The following is an 18,304-nucleotide window of genomic DNA, read 5'->3' as shown; positions in this document are numbered from 1 at the left end:
AAAAATAAATAATTATACGTTTTTTAAGTGTCTTAGTTGACTGAATTTTCTACCATTTGTTTTCTCTTTGTAATTTTATTTATTTTTTGGGTGGTCAAGAAGTAAAAAATATAGTATAATACATTCATATTATCATTTTATTCCTTCGCTTTTCAAGGTCTTTATGTATATTTTGTCGAAATTTCACACTTTACATTTTATAGTGTCAATTGCATCTTCGTTTTTAAAATATTCTATTTTAAGGATTTTTGATTTTGACTTCAAATGTATTTTAAAGCTTGTTAGTGAATAAATAAATAATTATGTTTTTTTAAAAAGTTATTTTTGTGTAAATAACTTTTTATAAATAATAAAAGGGGGAGAAAGAAATGAAAAAATTTAAGTCTATTTCTATGTTATTAGTTTTTTTACTACTAGTAACAGCATTCGTAGTAGGTTGTGGCAGTAATGACGCTACAGGTGGTGAAGGAGATGCTACACCATCTCGTTTAGCAATTGCTACAGGAGGTACTACAGGGGTTTACTATCCATTAGGTGGAGCTTTTGCCAGCATTATTAATGAGAATATTGATGGCGTATCTGCTAATGCAGAATCTACTGGAGCATCTGTTGAAAATGTTAATCTATTAAACTTTGGTGAGGTAGATTTTGCAATGGTTCAAAATGATATTTCTTATTATGCCTTCAATGGAATGGAAATGTTTGATGATCAAGATGCAATGGGAAATCTTAAAGGTTTAGCAACGCTTTATCCAGAAACAATTCAAATCGTAGCAGATGCTTCTGCTGGTATCAATAGTGTTGAGGACTTAAGAGGCAAGCGTGTTGCAGTAGGGGCTCCAGGAAGTGGTACTGAAGCTAATGCTCGTCAAATTTTAGCAGCTTATGGTCTTACTTATGATGATATCCAAGCTGACTATTTATCATTTGGTGAAGCTGCTGACAACTTAAAAGATGGACATGTTCAAGCAGCCTTTGTTACTGCTGGTACACCAACAGCAGCCATTACTGACTTGGCTACAACTCATAGCATCAACTTAGTATCTGTTTCCTCTGACGTAGCTCAAGCATTGATTGCTGACTACCCATACTACGCTGAAGTAGTGATTCCTGCGGGAACTTATAGAAATCAAGACGAAGATGTTAGTGCTGTAGCAGTTATGGCTATGCTGGCAGTAAGAGCTGACTTATCTGAGGATTTAGTATATGACATCACAAAGGCATTATTTGAAAACTTAGGTACTTTATCAGCGGCTCATGCTAGAGGTGGAGATGTAAAGCTAGATACAGCCTTAGATGGTATGTCTTTAGAAGTTCATCCAGGAGCACAACGTTACTTTGATGAAGCTGGTAACTAATCAAGTTGGAAACGGGTATCGATCATTTCGATACCCGACCCTTTTGATTTCTTCTGTTTTTATATCAACTCTATTATTGATTTACCTAATTTGGCCTGCCTATGCTATTGAAATTTCCACTAATGATGTTATATTAAAAACATTTATCGTAGCTTCCACCAGTGAAATCTATATAGATTATACACACTCGGTTGAAAAAACATCTGTAAGGGATGTTTTTGAGGTTAGAAGAAATCATACTTTTTTATTAACACGAACAGAGTATAGTTCCTTTGGAGCAGGACTACCTACAGACAGTTTCGGTGAATTTAAAGTTGTTGATGGTACTTTTATCAACAGTGGAATAAATCAAGAATTAGCAAGTATTTCTTTACGGGTTGGAAGAATAGCGAACCATAGTCTAGTCTTAGAGGACGGCAGACATATATCTTTAAAAGACTATGTAGAAGGTGGTAGTTTGGTTATTATAAAACCTGTAAAAACAACAAGGTTCCAGGCTTTCTTTATTGAAAAGGAGGATTAGCAGTGAAGAAAAAACTAAAAAACATTCAAGACAGTATAGAAGAAAAAATCGATGTGGATGAAACGTTAGCTGAGTTTGATACATCATCCAATATACGTAATTTAAAAGGACTACTAGGAAAAGTTGTTACAGTTATTGCAATATTTATGTCTATTTTTCATTTATATACAGCAGGCTTTGGAACGCTTTTGGCAATGAAACAACGTACGGTGCATTTATTATTTGTGTTTATTTTGGGTTTTTTATTGTATCCTATTCGCAAAAGGTCTAATAAAACCAAAGTTCCTTTTTATGATTGGATATTTACAGCAGGTGGTGTGATGGTTACTTCTTATATCATCTTCTTTTATGAAGATCTGGTAAGACGGGGGGGCAGACTTACTGACCTAGATCTTTTTATGGGGATTCTTGCCATACTTCTTGTGCTGGAAGTTACCCGTCGTAGTATAGGTCCAGAACTTCCAATTATTGCAATTTTAGCGATTTCCTATGCATTTTTAGGACCTTATTTACCTGGTGCCTTAGGTCATAGGGGTTATAATCTAGTTAGGATTGTTAATCAGCTTTATATGACCACTGAAGGTATATTTGGTACACCGCTAGGTGTGTCTGCAACCTTCGTTTTTATGTTTATATTGTTCGGAGCCTTTTTAGAAGTAACTGGTGTAGGGCAGTTCTTCATAGATGTAGCCTTTGCTATGGCAGGACATAGAAAAGGCGGACCTGCGAAGGCAGCGGTAATAGCTAGTGGCTTCATGGGTTCTATCTCCGGTAGTTCTATTGCTAATACTGTTACTACAGGGGCCTTCACCATTCCTCTTATGAAAAAAGTAGGATATAAACCTAACTTTGCCGGTGCAGTAGAAGCAGCAGCCTCTACTGGAGGACAAATCCTGCCACCCGTTATGGGGGCAGCCGCTTTCATTATGTCAGAGTTTACTAATATACCTTATATCACTATTGTAGTTAGTGCTGTTATTCCAGCTTTATTGTATTATTTAGGTGTAATTATCATGGTACACCTTCAAGCATCTAAGCAAAATCTTCAAGGTATACCTAAGGAAGAACTTCCAGACTTTAAAAAGACCTTTAAGATGGGCTTCCACCTTTTGCTTCCTTTAGTAGGGGTTGTTGTATTCTTAATTAGATATTCTCCTTTAAGAGCTGCTCTTTTAAGTATCATTGTAGCTTTAGGTGTCAGTCTGATTCGATCTCATACTAGAATCAAACCAATAGACCTTTTCATTGCCTTAGAGGATGGGGCAAAGAAAGCAGTAAGTGTTGCTGCAGCCTGCGCTTGTGCCGGGATCATTGTGGGAATTGTTACTTTGACTGGCTTAGGGCTTACATTTGCCAATCTAATTATAAGCTTAGCTGGAGGAATGCTTTTACCTACTTTATTCCTAACTATGGTGGCTTCTATCATATTAGGAATGGGGCTCCCCACTACAGCAAAATACATTGTACTTGCAACGATGGCAGCACCTGCTTTAGTGGAGTTAGGTGTACCAGTTATAGCAGCCCACTTATTTATTTTATATTTTGGTGTAATTGCAGACGTAACACCACCAGTGGCATTAGCAGCCTATGCCGGTGCAGGTATAGCTGGCGGTGACTCCTTTAAAACAGGTATCCATGCTTTAAAATTAGGATCTGCGGGGTTCATCATTCCCTATATATTTGCAATGAGTCCTGCACTTCTATTGATTGATGTAACTCCAGTGCAGGCAGTTGTTTCCACTGCTACAGCATGTTTAGGGGTTGTGGGCTTTGCCAGTGGCGTACAGGGTTATTTCTTAACCTTCACGAAATTCCATGAGCGCGCTATGTTTCTATTGGCTGCTTTATTCTTGATTCATCCAAATATAATGATCGACTTCATAGGTCTAGTACTACTTGTAGTTCCAGCTGTACTACAATATTCTAGATACAAAAGCGAAAAACTTCAAAATGATTCTATGAATATTAGAGAATAATTATAATTAGAACAAAGTCATCCTTTGGAAGATTTAAAGGATGACTTTGTTGAAACCAATAACGAAAATTATAACTTATCCATAATTTATAGAGTTTATAATTTCCTATTGGTTAAGAAACTGGAGGAATGATTACTCCAGTTTTTTTATGAAATATTTAGTAGATAGTTCCCCTCGCTTTTATAAGACAGGTATTTACCACCTATTTGTAGTCTCTAATAAGCTTGGTTTTTCTATCAGTATCCCTTTACTTAGCATAATGATCCTCAACCGCTGCTTTATACTATCATCAACATTATCACTGATCTTAATTAGTTGATAGCCAGCCTTTAAGGTATTCCAATATACTTTTCTATTGGGAATCTCTATATTATAAACAAACTGCATATAGTCCAGTGCCTTATCATTATCTAAGTCTATATTTAAGTTAAATGTAGCCTCTTTTATTTCTTTGCCAATCTGATGACTTTTCCACCAGAAGTAAACAACTCCCACTCCCGATAGTACAATGATTATTAACATCAACCTAAGCGTTATTGTATAAATATATGTAACCACCCTACTCCCTCCCCTATTTTCATCTATCCTATTACTTCTGCAAACTTAAGGAAAATCCTGTTAAAATTCTAAAAACATCTTCATAAAAAGGAAACCGTGGACCCTTATATTAAAATCATTAGCCTTAACTTCAACCATAATTTGTCATCTTGAGGAGAGCAAAGCAGAGTCGAAGGATCTTAGTACTAACTAACAAAATGACTGTTGGAGAGAATTTTGCTAATAATTATGTTAGGTTAATGCCTATAATATTAAAATATAAGTTTAAAGAGGTATATCTACAGGTATAATTCCTATATAAAGCTTTTAAATAATTAAAAACGGGGTGAAAATATGAGCAAAAAAATAATTAAAATAGAGGATTTTAAATTCCGAGAGGATGTGGGAGATCCTTTTATTGCAAGAATGCACCATCTTGACTATTATCCTAAAGGTAATGAAAGAATGGGCGTTCCTAGTTTAGATTTAGAGGGAAAAAAATTAGGAGAAGACTTTGACTTAAGCAGTCCTTGGAAAATGTATTATGGAAAAGAGGTTCCAGGCTTTCCTGTTCATCCCCATAGAGGTTTTGAAACTGTCACCATCGTATTACAGGGTTATGTAGATCATTCTGATTCTAATGGGGCAGCAGGAAGATACGGTGCTGGTGACGTACAGTGGATGACAGCGGGAAGCGGAATGCAGCATGCAGAAATGTTTCCTTTAATCTATGAGGATAAAGAAAACACATTGGAATTGTTCCAGGTATGGTTAAATCTCCCTGCTAAAGATAAGTTCGTAGATCCCTACTATAAAATGTTATGGGCTGAAGATATTCCCGTAGTTATAGAGGAAGGCCCAGCAGGGGCTAAAGCCAAAATAAATGTAATTGCGGGGTCTTATAAAGGTACTAAAAGTTTAGATCCAAATCCTAATTCATGGGCTAATAATAGAGACAATCATGTAGGTATTTGGACTATTCAATTAGAACCTGATGCTAGCTTTATTTTACCAAAGGTCTCCCCTACTCTCAATAGAAACCTATATTACTATAAGGGCTCCACTATAACAATAGATCATACTAAGATCCAATCGAACAGTAGCATTAAATTATCTGGAGATGAAGAAATTAAAGTCATCAATGGTGATAAATATAGTTATTTACTATTATTGGAAGGAGAGCCTATCAATGAACCTGTAGTAAATTATGGGCCTTTTGTAATGAATAGCATGGATGAAATCCAGCAGGCGTATCAAGATTATAATACTACTCAATTTGGCGGCTGGCCATGGGATAGAAAAGATCCTATCAGTGCTAAAGGCATGGGTAGATTTGCAAAGTATGACGATACACATACTGAAATTCCATAGGATTTCATGGTGAAAAGCCTCCCTACCTTAACTATACTGTATAAAGTAGGGAGGTTCTTCTTATGTTTTTTACCGAAATACTGTAAAGTTTACCCAATATCAAGAATATTTTAAAGATATCCTGCGTAGAATTATTTACTCAGTTAAAAAAATTCAAAAATTAGCTGTAGATTGTAACTTTTTTCGTCAAAATTGTATATATTCTGACAACATGTAAATAATTCATTCTATTGAGGTGATCATATTGGTTTTAAACAAACTATCTATATCTTCTATTAAAAAATATCTTGCACATAAACGCCAACAGAAGCTTTTAGAAAAATTGGCTAAACAAATTGAACATATGTACTCTAAATGTAGTAGGTAGTATCTTTTACAAGTTATCTCTATGAATTTTAATATACTGAAATCTAAATTTACATATCGGCCTTACTTAGTTTTTTGCTTAAAAAGAAACCTTAGATGTAATATCTTTAATTTCCGCTAAAAATTCCTAACTTCTCTATCACATTCTTTCTAAATTAAAACCTTCCTTTTTTACATATCAGATGTTAAGCTGCATTAGAGACCATTCTCAACCATGAGACTCATAACAAACTAATTGCCAGTCATCAAAATATATGAAGGTATTTTTATTCATAGCAAAAATTAATATATCCTACTTATTTTTTTCTCTTTGGACTTTTTATTTATATTTTACATAAAATTTAAGAAAAATTTTACAAAAAGTCATAGAAATCCCAATGCTTTTATGGTAAACTATCTATGTCTTATAAGTAAGTCTATAGCTTAATTTATCAATTATTTAAAACTAAACATTCTTAAAATAGAATAAGTCCTGCTTAGATAAAAGTGAAAATGCATCATATACTTGATAGTGTTACACAAAAATTCTCCACCCTAGAAGAAAAAATATTTTTGCATAATAAACAATCTTCACTGTATATTCTTACAATTGTAGAAAAGAGATACCTTGTTAATGATTCTAGTAAAACTTACTAACTATACAAAAAGGAGACATAAAACAAATGAGTAAGGATCAAATAATTTATACTGTCAGAGAAAATTGTGTAGGATGCAACAAATGTATCAATGGATGTCCAGTAGTATATGCCAATTTATCCCGTATTGTAGATGAAGAAAACAAGATTGATGTAGATTCAGAAAAGTGTATTGTTTGTGGCCATTGTATTGATGCATGTGATCATGAGGCTAGACAGTATTATGATGATATAGATCAATTTATGGAGGATCTAAATAAAGGACAGAGTATTTCTTTACTTGTGGCCCCCGCTGTTCGATCGAATTTTCATAACTATAAGAAGCTCCTTAGCTACCTAAAGTCTATTGGTATAAAACTTATCTATGATGTTTCCTTAGGAGCAGACATAACGACTTGGGCATACTTAAAAAAAATCAAAGAAGAAAAACTCACTTCAGTAATAGCACAACCATGCCCAGCTATTGTTGAGTATATTGAAAAGTTTAGTCCAGAATTAATTGCAAAGTTATCTCCTATTCACTCTCCGATGATAAACACGGCTATATATTTAAAAAAATATGAGCACTGTAATGATACACTGGCCTTTTTATCTCCCTGTATTGCTAAAATTAACGAAATCAGAGATGGAAATACAGAAAATCTTATTAAGTACAATGTGACCTTTAAGAAGCTGGCAGAATATATAGAGACAAAAAAGATTGACTTAGATGCCTATCCAGAGGTAGACTATGACGATATGGGTTGTTCTATCGGTTTACTATATAGTAGACCTGGTGGATTAAGAGAGAATGTAGAGGCTAGAATAAAAGGTGCTTGGGTACGTCAGACCGAAGGGCAAAATCATGCCTATAACTATTTAGACGAATATAAAAAGCGTTTAAGTAAGAATAAGCCTTTACCGCTGCTCCTCGACATACTAAATTGTCCCTTTGGTTGTAATATAGGTACAGGCACTACAAAGGAAGTAGAAGTCGATGATATTGATTTCTTATTTAATGCCATGAAAAAAGAAAAATTAAGTGCAAAGGGCAAACTACCTTTATCTAAAAAAATCGATCAAATGTATAAACTGTTCGATTCAAAGTTAAATATAAATGATTTTGTGAGAAAATATCGAAATCAATCCAACAGCATACAAAAATGGAAAGAACCTTCTCAAGAAGAGCATCAGAGCATATTATTGCAACTACATAAAGAATCTGTAAAAGAACAAAAAACAAACTGCTTTGCCTGTGGATATGGAAATTGTGAAACCATGATAAAAGCAATCTATAATGGGGCCAACCACTTAGAGAACTGTATCCATTTCAATAAAAAAGAAGTATTGATTGAAAAAAATGAGATCAATGAAAAAAATGATGAGCTTGAAAAAATTCTTAACCAAGTAAATGATATGAACGAAGAAAGGCTTAACCAAGTAGAAAATCTTAAAAACGTTGTAAATGCAGTGATAAACTCAATCAATGAAGTAAATGCTGGTAGTGCAGAAGTATCAACTAGTATTGAAAGCATCGCACACGAAGCGAAAGATACGCTTAATGCATCAAATGAGTTAAAATCAAGTATACAGTTGGTTAAAGAGAAGATTAATAAATTTTCAAAAGCTACTGGTGAGCTGATCAATATCTCTGAACAAACAAACCTACTAGCTCTAAATGCAAGTATAGAAAGTGCAAGGGCAGGAGAACATGGTAGAGGTTTTGCGGTGGTAGCAGAAGAAGTCAGGAAATTAGCTGAAAGTTCAAGAAGCATAGCTGAGTCTACTAAAAACGATGAGCATGACGTGTTGAATTCAATACTTCAAATTGTAGAACAATCTACAAGCGTTGAAAGCAAGATGGACAAAATCAGTGATGCAATCAATGCTATCTCTGCCAGCCTAGAGGAAATTACAGCTACAAGTCAATCTATAGCTGAATCAGTAGTCCATATAATAGAATAAAAGTCATACCCTCATAGTGAAAAAGATACTCCTATGGAAAAAGTTTCAAATCTTTTCCATAAGAAGTATCTCCTTTCACTAAGTCCTCTGTGTTTTTTCTAGTGCTACTTCTTCCAAGCCTGTACTTGTTACTGGGGAAAACTGGTAAGTCTATGGTAAATTCAGTTCCATCACCATAGACACTATCCACAGTAATACTTCCACCGTGCATCTCTATTCGTGTCTTTCACTTACTCCACTTTCTGGATAGATGCCTGCTGCAGCATAATCAAGAGCCTGTTTATTAACAAATGTATTTTTAGCAAGACCAGTATTATATCAAAGTTTTCATTTGAAATCATCTTCTATAACCAAGCTTCAACACTATAGCTAGTAACATTTCTTCCAGTGAATCTACAATTAGATATCCCCAAAACCCAGATTTTATGAGATAATTATAGTTAAGGGTTTATTCCCAATAATAATACATAATAAAAAGGGGAGAATAGTGATGTTAAACAAGGGTTCAAAAAATGATGTTAAAGAAAAAATGATGTACTTTATTCTACAGGATAAAGAAACTGGAGACATATGGACAGATTCAAAATGCTTCAACGATATGGAGTCCAGATATAACCCGACAGGATGGAATTATGATGATGTAAAAGGGGAAAAGGGACGTCTTATGTTTGAAACTATATCAAAATCAGAATTTGAAAAGAAAGTAAAAGAACTGACAAAAATACCTCTTGGTTTTAAAATAGACCAGGAGATAAAAGATAGCCTAGAGGAAATAGCAAAAAATAAAAACAAATCCCTTATTGACGTAACAACAGAAGCTCTTCAGGAGTATATAAAAAATTATAAGTAAAGTTCATATCTTCAGAGGCTACTAGCCTCTGTTTTGTTCTTTATAAGAGTAAAGGAGCTATCCCTAAGCTAAAAACAGCAGATAACTCCTATTCATTTCTTTCTTATTTGCTTGAGTTGCTCAATCATTTAAGTTGAGATAATTTTCTACAAATTTATGTCTTCTATAGAATCTAACCATTTTGTAATAGCAGGGATGATAGACTTTATGCAATCATCTTCAAAAGGATTTCTCAGGCTAGCAAGTTCTACCAACTCTAAAAAAGATTTACTGCCTCCCGCCTTACAAAGGTTTAAATAGTCTTCCCAGACTTTTTCTTTATTTTCTTGGGCTTTTACCCAAAACTGAAAAGCACAGACTTGTGCTAAGGTATAATCGATATAGTAAAAAGGATTTCCAAAGATATGACCTTGTCTAAACCAGAATCCACCTCTATGTAGAAAATCATTTTCTTCATAGTCTCGATGCGGCAAATATTTTTTTTCAATTTCCCTCCACGTTGCTTTTCTTGCAGCAGGGGTTGCTTCTGGATTTTCGTATACCCAATGTTGGAATTCATCTACTAAAACACCATAGGGGATAAACAGCAAGGCACCACTTAAATGACTAAACTTATATTTTGTCACATCTTCTTTAAAGAATAAATCCATCCAAGGCCATGCAAAAAATTCCATGCTCATAGAGTGGATTTCACAAGCTTCCAATGTAGGCCATATATATTCTGGAACCTCATAATTTCTACTGCTATATACCTGAAAAGCATGACCCGCCTCATGAGTTAGTACGTCTACATCCCCTGATGTTCCGTTAAAGTTGGAAAATATAAAAGGTGACTTATATTTACTTAGGTAAGTACAGTAACCTCCACCTGCTTTTCCCTTCTTTGCTACTAAATCTAATAATTCTTTCTCCAGCATATAGGTAAAAAACTCGTCGGTTTGAGGTGATAGTTCCCGATACATCCTCTTCCCCTGCTGAATAATCCAATCAGGATCTCCCTTTGGAAAGGCATTCCCTGTTAAAAACTCCAGCGACTCGTCATAATACTTTAAAGTATCCAGCTGAAGTCTCTTCGCCTGTCTTTCCTTTAGCTTTGTCGCCACTGGCACAAGGTCCGCTAATACCTGTTTTCTATAATTGGCCACCATTTTTGCATCGTAATCAGATCTTGTAAGTCTTGCATAGCCCAAAGCTACAAAGTTTTCATAACCCAATTTTTTAGCAATATTAGTACGGACCTTTACTAATCCATCATAAATTTCATCAAATTCCTCTTCCTTCTCCACAAAAAAGTCACTAACTGCCTCCTGAGCTAATTTCCTTACAGCTCTATCCTTTGACTCCATAAAAGGGATCATTTGAGACAGGTTTCTTTCTTCTCCTTCAAACATAATTTTTGCTGAAGCCCTTAATTTTGTATATTGGCTTGTAAGTTTATTTTCCTGCTGAAGATCTTGAATAACTTCATCTGAAAAAGTTTTTAGCTGAATTTCTGCTATTCTAAAAAGCTGTTGGCCCCACTTATCTTCAAGTTGGTTTTTATATTTAGAAGTAGTTAATGATTGATAATATTTATTAATTAAACCTTCATAGATGGGTTTTACTTCGTCAATAAAATCATTTTCCTTCTCATAATATTCATTTGTAGTATCAATAGTATGCCTTATATGTACTAATGCTTCCATCGTTTCAAATTGACTTCTTAATACGTTAATTTCCTTCATAATACAGTCTTGAATGGAAAATGAACTGGCACTATCAAATTCATTCAATAGACTTTCAAATTCCTTCTGCAATTTCTCCATATCTGGTCTTTTGTATTGATAATCCTTAAAGGTTAGCATTTATTATCCTCCTTCATTTATACTAACAACTTCATTTTTGAAGAGAAGAAACGGAATTGACAATTTTTTCTACTACACCCTCCACAATCATGGTTTCTTAAAGTCAAAGGTAGATTTTTATCAGCTCCATACATAAAGGTCATAGACTTTAAAGGGTCCAGCATAAAGCCTTCTGTAATTTTTACTTCGATAAGATTTTCTTCTCCTTCATTTAACTTCATGATAATTTCTTTTTGCAGCCTTAGGGGGATATCCCTTTGTCCCGGTTCTATCTTATAGGTCAATCCATGCAATCTTTCCTTTGCTTCAGAAAACACATGATTTGTTACCTCCTCACTGATAGAAAACAGCATTTCATCCGCCATAGCATCTAGTACCGTTGCTTTTAGATAACTTCCTATTTCAAAGTAATGCTGTATTCTATCACTTACTTCTTTACCTATAGACACAAAACAGTAAACAACATAGCTACAATTGTCTATTCCTTCATTAGAATCTTCCACTCCTCTTTTTTTATACTTATATATTCCTAGAGGATCTGCCATCTTCTTTAATTCCTTTAATAAAGCCTGATAGTGTTGATCTACAACAGTATAGCCTGGGCTACTAGGTTTGCAACTTATCCTATGAAAAACCTTATCCTTATCTATATTCCATTGAGGTACCTTCATTATCTGCATCATTCCTCTACTGGTATCTTTGGTCCTTTAAGATCTAGTTGATAAAAAACCAAATTAAGCCATTTACCAAATTTATATCCCGCTCGTTCTATAGTACCGGAATATTTAAATCCTAGTTTTTCATGTATTTTTATACTTTGCTCGTTAGCACCATCGATACCTGCTACTAAAGTAGCAAACCCTCTTTCATCAGCAGTTTTAATAATTTCCTGCATTAAAGCTGTTCCGATGCCTTTGTTTCTACCGCTTCTATCAACATATACAGAATGTTCAATGGTATACTTATAAGCTGGTCTTTCTCTAAATGGCCCAAAGGTAGCAAACCCTAGAATTTTCCCTTCCTCTTCAAACACTAGCACAGGATATCCCTTCTCCATCTTCTTATTGTACCAAACTTTTCTATCCTCTAAAGAGTAGGCTTTGTATTCATAAACTGCCGTAGTATTTATGATGGCATCATTATATATTTCTAAAATCCATTTTAAATCCTCTTCAGTTGCCTGTCTTATCATTTTTTTCCTCCTTGTCTAATTAAAATATCATAGGCGTTAACTTAAACCATAATTTATCATCCTGAGGGAGCAGAGCGGAGTCGAAGGATGACATTGAGAGAGAATTTTAGTAATAATTGTGTTAAGTTAACCCTCATGGTTAAAATATATAAGTAAAGTATATCAAAATGCGTTGGTTGAGGATACCTCAACCAACGCATTAAATATTTTTATATAGTTATAACAAATTTAAGCTAAGTTGCCAATATCCTTTACCACATCTACCAACTGATTGATTTCAGGTTTGGTAATTTGTGCATCAGCCCCAACACTTAAGCCCTTATGCTTTAAATCATTGCTGATAATAGAAGAAAATAATACTACTGGTATGTCCTTTAATTTTGGATTGCTCTTTATGTTTTTAGTCAAGGTCAGACCATCCATGATTGGCATCTCAATATCAGTGATCACACAATATATTTCATTTTGAGGAACTTGCTCTAAGTATTCCAATGCATCCCTACCATTAGTGAATTTCTCTACAGTTGCTCCTGCTTTAGTAAAAGACTCATATACTATTTTTATTAAAAAGCTAGAGTCTTCTGCCACCACTAGTTTTTTTCCTTCTAAACCATCTATAGCCTTTGACTCTTTTAATGCCAAAGATGCGTCTATATCTGCTAATATCTTCTCGAAGTCCAGTATTAGTACAAGCTTATCTTCTTCAGCTTTAACAATTCCTGTGATAGGTGTTTCATTTTCTCCTACAAGGATCGATGAAGGAATTTCAATATCTTCCCACGAAAGTCTTCTAATACCTACTACTGAACTCACCTCAATAGCAAAGTCGCTATTATTAATATGTATTAAGATAAAAAGCCTTTCATTTGAGGTTTTTTCACATTCCTTTTTCAAAGACTTAATCAAATCTATTACCGGTATGACTCTATTTCTATAATTAATGATTCCCTTTACATTTTTATGAGCATTTGGGATTTTTGTAGTAGGCTGAGATGCGATGATACATTCTACCTTGGCAACGTTAATTCCCAACAAACTGTCTCCTACTTTAAAAATAACAATTTCTAATTCGTTAATACCGCTCTCTAAAAGTATCTCTTGTTTCAATTTAAAACCTCCTTTTCCATAAATGATTTATTATAATAATTTTCATGACAAATTTGTTACTGCCTAGTGTGCAGCTACCATATTACTTTATTTGTAGAGGATTCTTTTGTATTATTCTGCTGTTTACCCAAAGAACCTTATTTACAATCATGAATTATTCTTCATATCAGTTTATTTATATTCTAATCTTTCTTATATCTTCTATTTTTACTCAGTCGACGATCTGATTAAATATCTATTTGGGTTTAGTAAGCTATATTCGACATATTTCTCTAAAAACCTTTTTATTGGAAGAGAAATTTTCTATTATGCTAGGTTCATTAAGCATCAGATTCTACACAACCTACGTATTATAGATACGCCGCTTCTAAAACCAAACTTTAATATAGACCATCTACAATTTCGCCCTAAAATTGTGGACTGCAAATGTAGTCCTTATTATCACTAAAGTTTAGATCCTACACCTGATAAGTATATAACAAAAGCTGCTTTATGAAAAACATCCCTCCAAAGACCTATTTACTTATGAAAATCTTGTAAGAATATGACAGATTTTGTAATATTTAATTGAAACATGCCTTTGTAGGTGATATACTTGTAAATACAGGAGTCAGTTTATACTAGAGCAGATTATAAGAAGTAAACGAGGTTTGAAATTTTATTTTAAATTCCCATGAATGGAGGCATTGTTGTATGATAAAAAAATTAACCGTAAAAACAAACAGTTTGTTTAGTAAGATTTTTTTGACATCAATTCTATGTGTTATTGTACCTATGCTGGTTAGTTTGATCTACGCTAGCACTTCTTCTACCCAGTCTCTAGAGGAAGAAGCAATCAATACCCTCTCTGCTTTAACCTCAGAAAGGAGAGGTCAAATTGAAATTGCTTTACAGGGTGAGGTAAAATTAATTGAATCTATGGGAAATGAACCCTTTACCGTAGATATATACCAAGAATTTCTAGAAATAAAGCAATTGGATGCTACAAAATCAGATAGAGTTTCTAGTATTATCGAAACAAGACGAAAAGCTTCAGGGGGACTATATGAAAATATCTTCTATACCTGGTATGAAAACGCTGAAATTTCAGTACTAATGGACTCGCTAGGTGGAGACTCTGTGGGCAGAGTATTGGACACTTCCCAAAACAGTTGGCGGTATCATTTTCTGCAAAATCCAAAGGCAGGTCTAGGAGGTCATCATCTTTCTCCTGTAACAGGTAGACCAGTTTTTTTAGTAGCTGCTCCTGTGTTTAGCAAAAACTCTCAAGAACTTTTAGGAACTGTGGAGAAAGCCTTGGACTTAGAAGCAATGACTGAAAACATCATTAAAGGAAACACTAATCACAATGTAAAAACACTCTTAATAAATTCATCAGGACTTGTTGTTTCATCTGAAGATCAATCACAGGTCCTTAACCTTGACCTTAGTCAAGAAGAAGGAGACATTCAAGAGTTTTATCAGGAATTAGTGGTAAATCACTCCGGTATTGGTTTCTTTACGATGGAGGGCGTTAGAAATATAGCCTCCTATGAGAAAAGTGATTATTTAAATATGCATGTTATAAGTTTTATGCCTACAACACAATATATTTCAAAAATTAACCAACTTAGAGTAGGTTTAAGTATAGTGGCAATCATCAGTATTATTTTATCTGCATTACTAATTATGTTACTTACATCTAGAATCACAAAACCTATTAAAAGAGCTGTGACACACATACAGACTATAGCAACTGGGGACTTCTCACAGGATATACCAGAAAAATATATGCAAGCCAAAGATGAAACAGGTGTTTTAATGACTTCGATGGATATGATGCGAAAATCTATTAGAGGCATGATTAAGACAGTAGTAGAAGAGTCTGAAAATCTAGAAGACTTCGTTACTAGAACCAATATGCAATTATTAGAATTAAATTCTCAGGTAGAAGACGTATCAGCAACTACAGAAGAAATGTCTGCTGGGATGGAGGAAACTGCAGCATCAGCAGAAGAAATGAACGCTTCTTCAAATGAACTTGAAAAAGCAGTAGAATCTATTGCTGAGAAAGCACAAGAAGGTGCTGTAACATCCAGCGAAATAAGTAAAAGGGCAGAAAATCTTAAGGAAAACGCTATTATTTCTCAACAGAAGGCAGACGATCTACGTAGAAGTGTAGATACTGGTTTAAGAACAGCTATAGAACAGTCAAAAGCAGTAGACACCATCAATTTGCTGGCAGAGTCCATCTTACAAATTACTGCACAGACTAATCTTCTTGCCTTAAACGCCGCCATTGAAGCGGCTAGAGCAGGCGAAGCTGGTAAAGGTTTTGCTGTAGTTGCTGATGAAATCAGAAAGTTAGCAGAAGATTCTAAGAAGACGGTTAATGAGATTCAAGAAGTCACAAAAACTGTAATCACTTTGGTGAAGGACCTAACCCAAAACTCCGAGAAGGCATTGGATTTTATTGAAGTAACAGTGCTAAATGATTATAGGACAATGGTTAACACTGGAGAACTTTATTCTAAAGATGCTAGCTCCATCGAAGATTTAGTTACGGATTTTAGTGGCACTGCACAAGAACTAAATGCTTCTATACAAAACATGGGCCGAATCATTAATGAGATATCGATTGCGAATAATGAATCAGCGGCAGGTTCTGAAAACATAGCAGAAAGAGCATCTATCATTTCTCAAAAGACCAGTGAGGTTACAGTCGTTGCAGATAAGTTAAAAGAAAGCTCTCAACGATTAAAAAGTGTCGTAGACACCTTTAAGATATAAGCAAAGTCATCAGAGGGATCCTTGTCCCTCTGATGACTTTTTTATGATCATAAAGTGTTTTTAACTATATACTTTTTACAGCTCATTTCTAGATTCATGAATCATTCTAAGATAAGACTTTCTAAAACCCATTTTTTCATATAATTTAATCGCTCTATTATTGTTTTGTTCCACATGTAAAGATATGTTGCCATTTGATACCTCTATTGCTTTACTGAGAAGCCGTGTAGCAATGCCCCTGCCCTTAATGTTTCTTTTAGTAGCAATATAGCCTAAGTGATAGGTAGGGATAAAATTTTCGAACCCTGTATGAACAATAACAGCAACCCCAGCTAGCTTATTATTATAATATGCCATTAACACAAAGCCTTTATCAAAGGCTGATTGTAGTGCCTCTTTTATCTCATAAATAGGGTCTGTATACTCCATTAGCCACTCATTCATAAGGCCAACGATTTCATCAATAGACATATCAGTATCTATTTTTTGAACTCTCCTGACATCTAGGTCTACACGACCATCGTCCAGTAGAATTACATGATTTCCCTCTTGCAGATTTCCTTTTCTTGCTTCTTTTATAAATCCTGCTATGGCATAACCATTTTCTGTACTAAACTTAATTTTTTCAATCCCTTTAAATTCATTTGTATATTTTATTAGCTCTTCTTCACTGATTCCTGTAATTTTACCATTAGCGTCATAAATTGAATCAAGTGCGTCTTGGGCTATCGAACTGTTAAAATTCAATAAATGCCTGTTATATTTAGTAATTTTGATTTTTTCAGTAGGCAGAGAAATAATTTTACTACTACCTTTTTTAAAGGATTCATAAATTACATTGCCCTCATTAATTGTACAGCTATATAGCTTAGGAAGCTTTTTAATGCTATCATTAATCCATAGTTGTCTAAAACCTAAGTTAAGAGCAGATACTGAAAAACCGTAGCTCATTAGAGAAAAGACACTGTCTATTTCCCCCTTCACCTGCTGATGTAACTCCTCTGCTATAAAGGATAAGGAAGTCATATTCAAAATATTATTCTCCATACCTAGGCTGGCATTATACCACCTATTTTCCTCACACAATTTTTTACTATAGTTAATGGCATCAAATTGCGTTTTTCCATATTCAATTACTTTAATATTTTCTTTATTAAAGGCTTCATGTTTTGCTACCTTCCTGTTGGCAGGAAAAACAAAAACACATTGAATATCATAGTACTGGGATATTAGTGCCAATGACTTAGACAATGCACCATAAGTCCCTACACATAGTGTTCTTTTGTTGATTGCTATAGCATCTTTGATTAATAGGTAAGCTAGTCGATCTATCCTTTGCCCCGAAGGATTATTTCCTTCAAGCTTTAGATAAATTTTTGAAATACCTAGTTCCTTTTCAAGGTTTTCTGCCCTTACCAAAGGTGTTTTCCCCACCATGTTGATAATTGTATTTTTATTCATTGCTACCTCCTCTTTATTAACAAGCAAGAGAACAGTTGTATTGCTTTGTACTCTTCATAAAAGATTAGACAAAGGACTATCACTCTTGCAACTTCTAACATCATTCCTTCCTAAAATATATTTTACCTATTTCTACTTCATAATATAGCAGTATACATTCCCTTTTCACTCTTTTTCTGCTTTAAGGGTTTGATATGACTTATCCCATATTATACCATAGCATGAAATCTGAAGCAATTTTGCCTGTAGATATGTATCTATAACATTTGTACATCTATAATTTGATGTCCAACACATAGCTGTTAACTTAATGCAATTATTACCAAAATCCTCTCGAACTGTCATCCTGAGGGTAGCGAAGGATCTTAGAA

14 protein-coding genes are annotated in these 18,304 nt (G+C 34.2%); 7 read left to right on the top strand and 7 right to left on the bottom strand.

Annotation, left to right across the window (positions count from 1 at the left end):
• Window positions 1-368: 368 nt before the first annotated feature.
• From CACET_RS06470 to CACET_RS06460, 3 genes are all read left to right on the top strand, one after another.
• A complete protein-coding gene (locus tag CACET_RS06470) occupies window positions 369-1,358 on the top strand; it encodes a TAXI family TRAP transporter solute-binding subunit (protein ID WP_044823572.1) in 990 nt (329 codons plus the stop codon).
• Window positions 1,359-1,434: 76 nt separating this feature from the next.
• Entirely contained in the window at window positions 1,435-1,881 is a 447-nt protein-coding gene (locus CACET_RS19385) for a DUF1850 domain-containing protein (protein WP_158385987.1), read from the top strand.
• A 2-nt stretch (window positions 1,882-1,883) separates the two neighbouring features.
• Window positions 1,884-3,857, top strand: a complete 1,974-nt coding sequence (locus CACET_RS06460; RefSeq protein ID WP_044823571.1) for a TRAP transporter permease — start codon at window positions 1,884-1,886, stop codon at window positions 3,855-3,857.
• Window positions 3,858-4,052: 195 nt separating this feature from the next.
• Here the strand turns inward: CACET_RS06460 and CACET_RS06455 are convergent, their stop codons facing one another.
• Entirely contained in the window at window positions 4,053-4,415 is a 363-nt protein-coding gene (locus CACET_RS06455; protein WP_044823570.1) for a hypothetical protein, read from the bottom strand.
• A gap of 333 nt (window positions 4,416-4,748) precedes the next feature.
• Here CACET_RS06455 and CACET_RS06450 point away from each other — a divergent pair, with 333 nt between their 5' ends.
• Window positions 4,749-5,765, top strand: coding sequence for a pirin family protein (locus tag CACET_RS06450; protein ID WP_044823569.1), 1,017 nt, complete (start codon window positions 4,749-4,751; stop codon window positions 5,763-5,765).
• Window positions 5,766-6,793: 1,028 nt separating this feature from the next.
• Window positions 6,794-8,710 carry a [Fe-Fe] hydrogenase large subunit C-terminal domain-containing protein gene (locus CACET_RS06445; protein WP_044823568.1) on the top strand — a complete coding sequence of 639 codons (1,917 nt, stop codon included), beginning with the start codon at window positions 6,794-6,796 and terminating at the stop codon, window positions 8,708-8,710.
• A gap of 31 nt (window positions 8,711-8,741) precedes the next feature.
• Here CACET_RS06445 and CACET_RS20385 read toward each other — a convergent pair whose 3' ends face one another.
• Window positions 8,742-8,921 carry a hypothetical protein gene (locus tag CACET_RS20385; protein WP_158385985.1) on the bottom strand — a complete coding sequence of 60 codons (180 nt, stop codon included), beginning with the start codon at window positions 8,919-8,921 and terminating at the stop codon, window positions 8,742-8,744.
• A 279-nt stretch (window positions 8,922-9,200) separates the two neighbouring features.
• Here CACET_RS20385 and CACET_RS06440 point away from each other — a divergent pair, with 279 nt between their 5' ends.
• Window positions 9,201-9,560 (top strand): ribbon-helix-helix domain-containing protein, encoded by a 360-nt coding sequence (locus tag CACET_RS06440; protein ID WP_044823567.1) that lies wholly within the window; start codon window positions 9,201-9,203, stop codon window positions 9,558-9,560.
• Between the two features lie 146 nt (window positions 9,561-9,706).
• Here the strand turns inward: CACET_RS06440 and CACET_RS06435 are convergent, their stop codons facing one another.
• The 4 genes from CACET_RS06435 to CACET_RS06420 form a co-directional block, all read right to left on the bottom strand.
• Entirely contained in the window at window positions 9,707-11,404 is a 1,698-nt protein-coding gene (locus tag CACET_RS06435) for a M3 family oligoendopeptidase (RefSeq protein WP_044823566.1), read from the bottom strand.
• A gap of 17 nt (window positions 11,405-11,421) precedes the next feature.
• Window positions 11,422-12,075: a hypothetical protein gene (locus CACET_RS06430; RefSeq protein ID WP_152639998.1), complete on the bottom strand. Its 654-nt coding sequence runs from the start codon at window positions 12,073-12,075 to the stop codon at window positions 11,422-11,424.
• Window positions 12,076-12,083: 8 nt separating this feature from the next.
• Complete coding sequence (locus CACET_RS06425) at window positions 12,084-12,596, bottom strand: GNAT family N-acetyltransferase (RefSeq protein WP_044823564.1); 513 nt, start codon at window positions 12,594-12,596, stop codon at window positions 12,084-12,086.
• Between the two features lie 228 nt (window positions 12,597-12,824).
• Window positions 12,825-13,703, bottom strand: a complete 879-nt coding sequence (locus CACET_RS06420; RefSeq protein WP_044823563.1) for a chemotaxis protein — start codon at window positions 13,701-13,703, stop codon at window positions 12,825-12,827.
• A gap of 693 nt (window positions 13,704-14,396) precedes the next feature.
• Here CACET_RS06420 and CACET_RS06415 point away from each other — a divergent pair.
• Complete coding sequence (locus tag CACET_RS06415) at window positions 14,397-16,472, top strand: methyl-accepting chemotaxis protein (RefSeq protein ID WP_052661241.1); 2,076 nt, start codon at window positions 14,397-14,399, stop codon at window positions 16,470-16,472.
• Between the two features lie 75 nt (window positions 16,473-16,547).
• Here the strand turns inward: CACET_RS06415 and CACET_RS06410 are convergent, their stop codons facing one another.
• Complete coding sequence (locus CACET_RS06410) at window positions 16,548-17,933, bottom strand: pyridoxal-phosphate dependent enzyme (RefSeq protein WP_044823562.1); 1,386 nt, start codon at window positions 17,931-17,933, stop codon at window positions 16,548-16,550.
• Between the last annotated feature and the right edge of the window lie 371 nt (window positions 17,934-18,304).

This window comes from Clostridium aceticum, from assembly GCF_001042715.1.
GTDB lineage: Bacteria > Bacillota > Clostridia > Peptostreptococcales > Natronincolaceae > Andreesenella > Andreesenella acetica.
Note: the sequence above shows the minus strand (reverse complement) of the source record. Positions and strands in the feature narration are given on the sequence as shown.

Bases quoted from the DNA above. Each gene is read 5' to 3' on its own strand.
- CACET_RS06470 (WP_044823572.1), top strand. From the start codon at position 369: ATGAAAAAATTTAAGTCTATTTCTATGTTATTAGTTTTTTTACTACTA.
- CACET_RS06450 (WP_044823569.1), top strand. From the start codon at position 4,749: ATGAGCAAAAAAATAATTAAAATAGAGGATTTTAAATTCCGAGAGGAT.
- CACET_RS06445 (WP_044823568.1), top strand. From the start codon at position 6,794: ATGAGTAAGGATCAAATAATTTATACTGTCAGAGAAAATTGTGTAGGA.
- CACET_RS20385 (WP_158385985.1), bottom strand. From the start codon at position 8,921: ATGCACGGTGGAAGTATTACTGTGGATAGTGTCTATGGTGATGGAACT.
- CACET_RS06440 (WP_044823567.1), top strand. From the start codon at position 9,201: ATGTTAAACAAGGGTTCAAAAAATGATGTTAAAGAAAAAATGATGTAC.
- CACET_RS06435 (WP_044823566.1), bottom strand. From the start codon at position 11,404: ATGCTAACCTTTAAGGATTATCAATACAAAAGACCAGATATGGAGAAA.
- CACET_RS06430 (WP_152639998.1), bottom strand. From the start codon at position 12,075: ATGAAGGTACCTCAATGGAATATAGATAAGGATAAGGTTTTTCATAGG.
- CACET_RS06425 (WP_044823564.1), bottom strand. From the start codon at position 12,596: ATGATAAGACAGGCAACTGAAGAGGATTTAAAATGGATTTTAGAAATA.
- CACET_RS06415 (WP_052661241.1), top strand. From the start codon at position 14,397: ATGATAAAAAAATTAACCGTAAAAACAAACAGTTTGTTTAGTAAGATT.
- CACET_RS06410 (WP_044823562.1), bottom strand. From the start codon at position 17,933: ATGAATAAAAATACAATTATCAACATGGTGGGGAAAACACCTTTGGTA.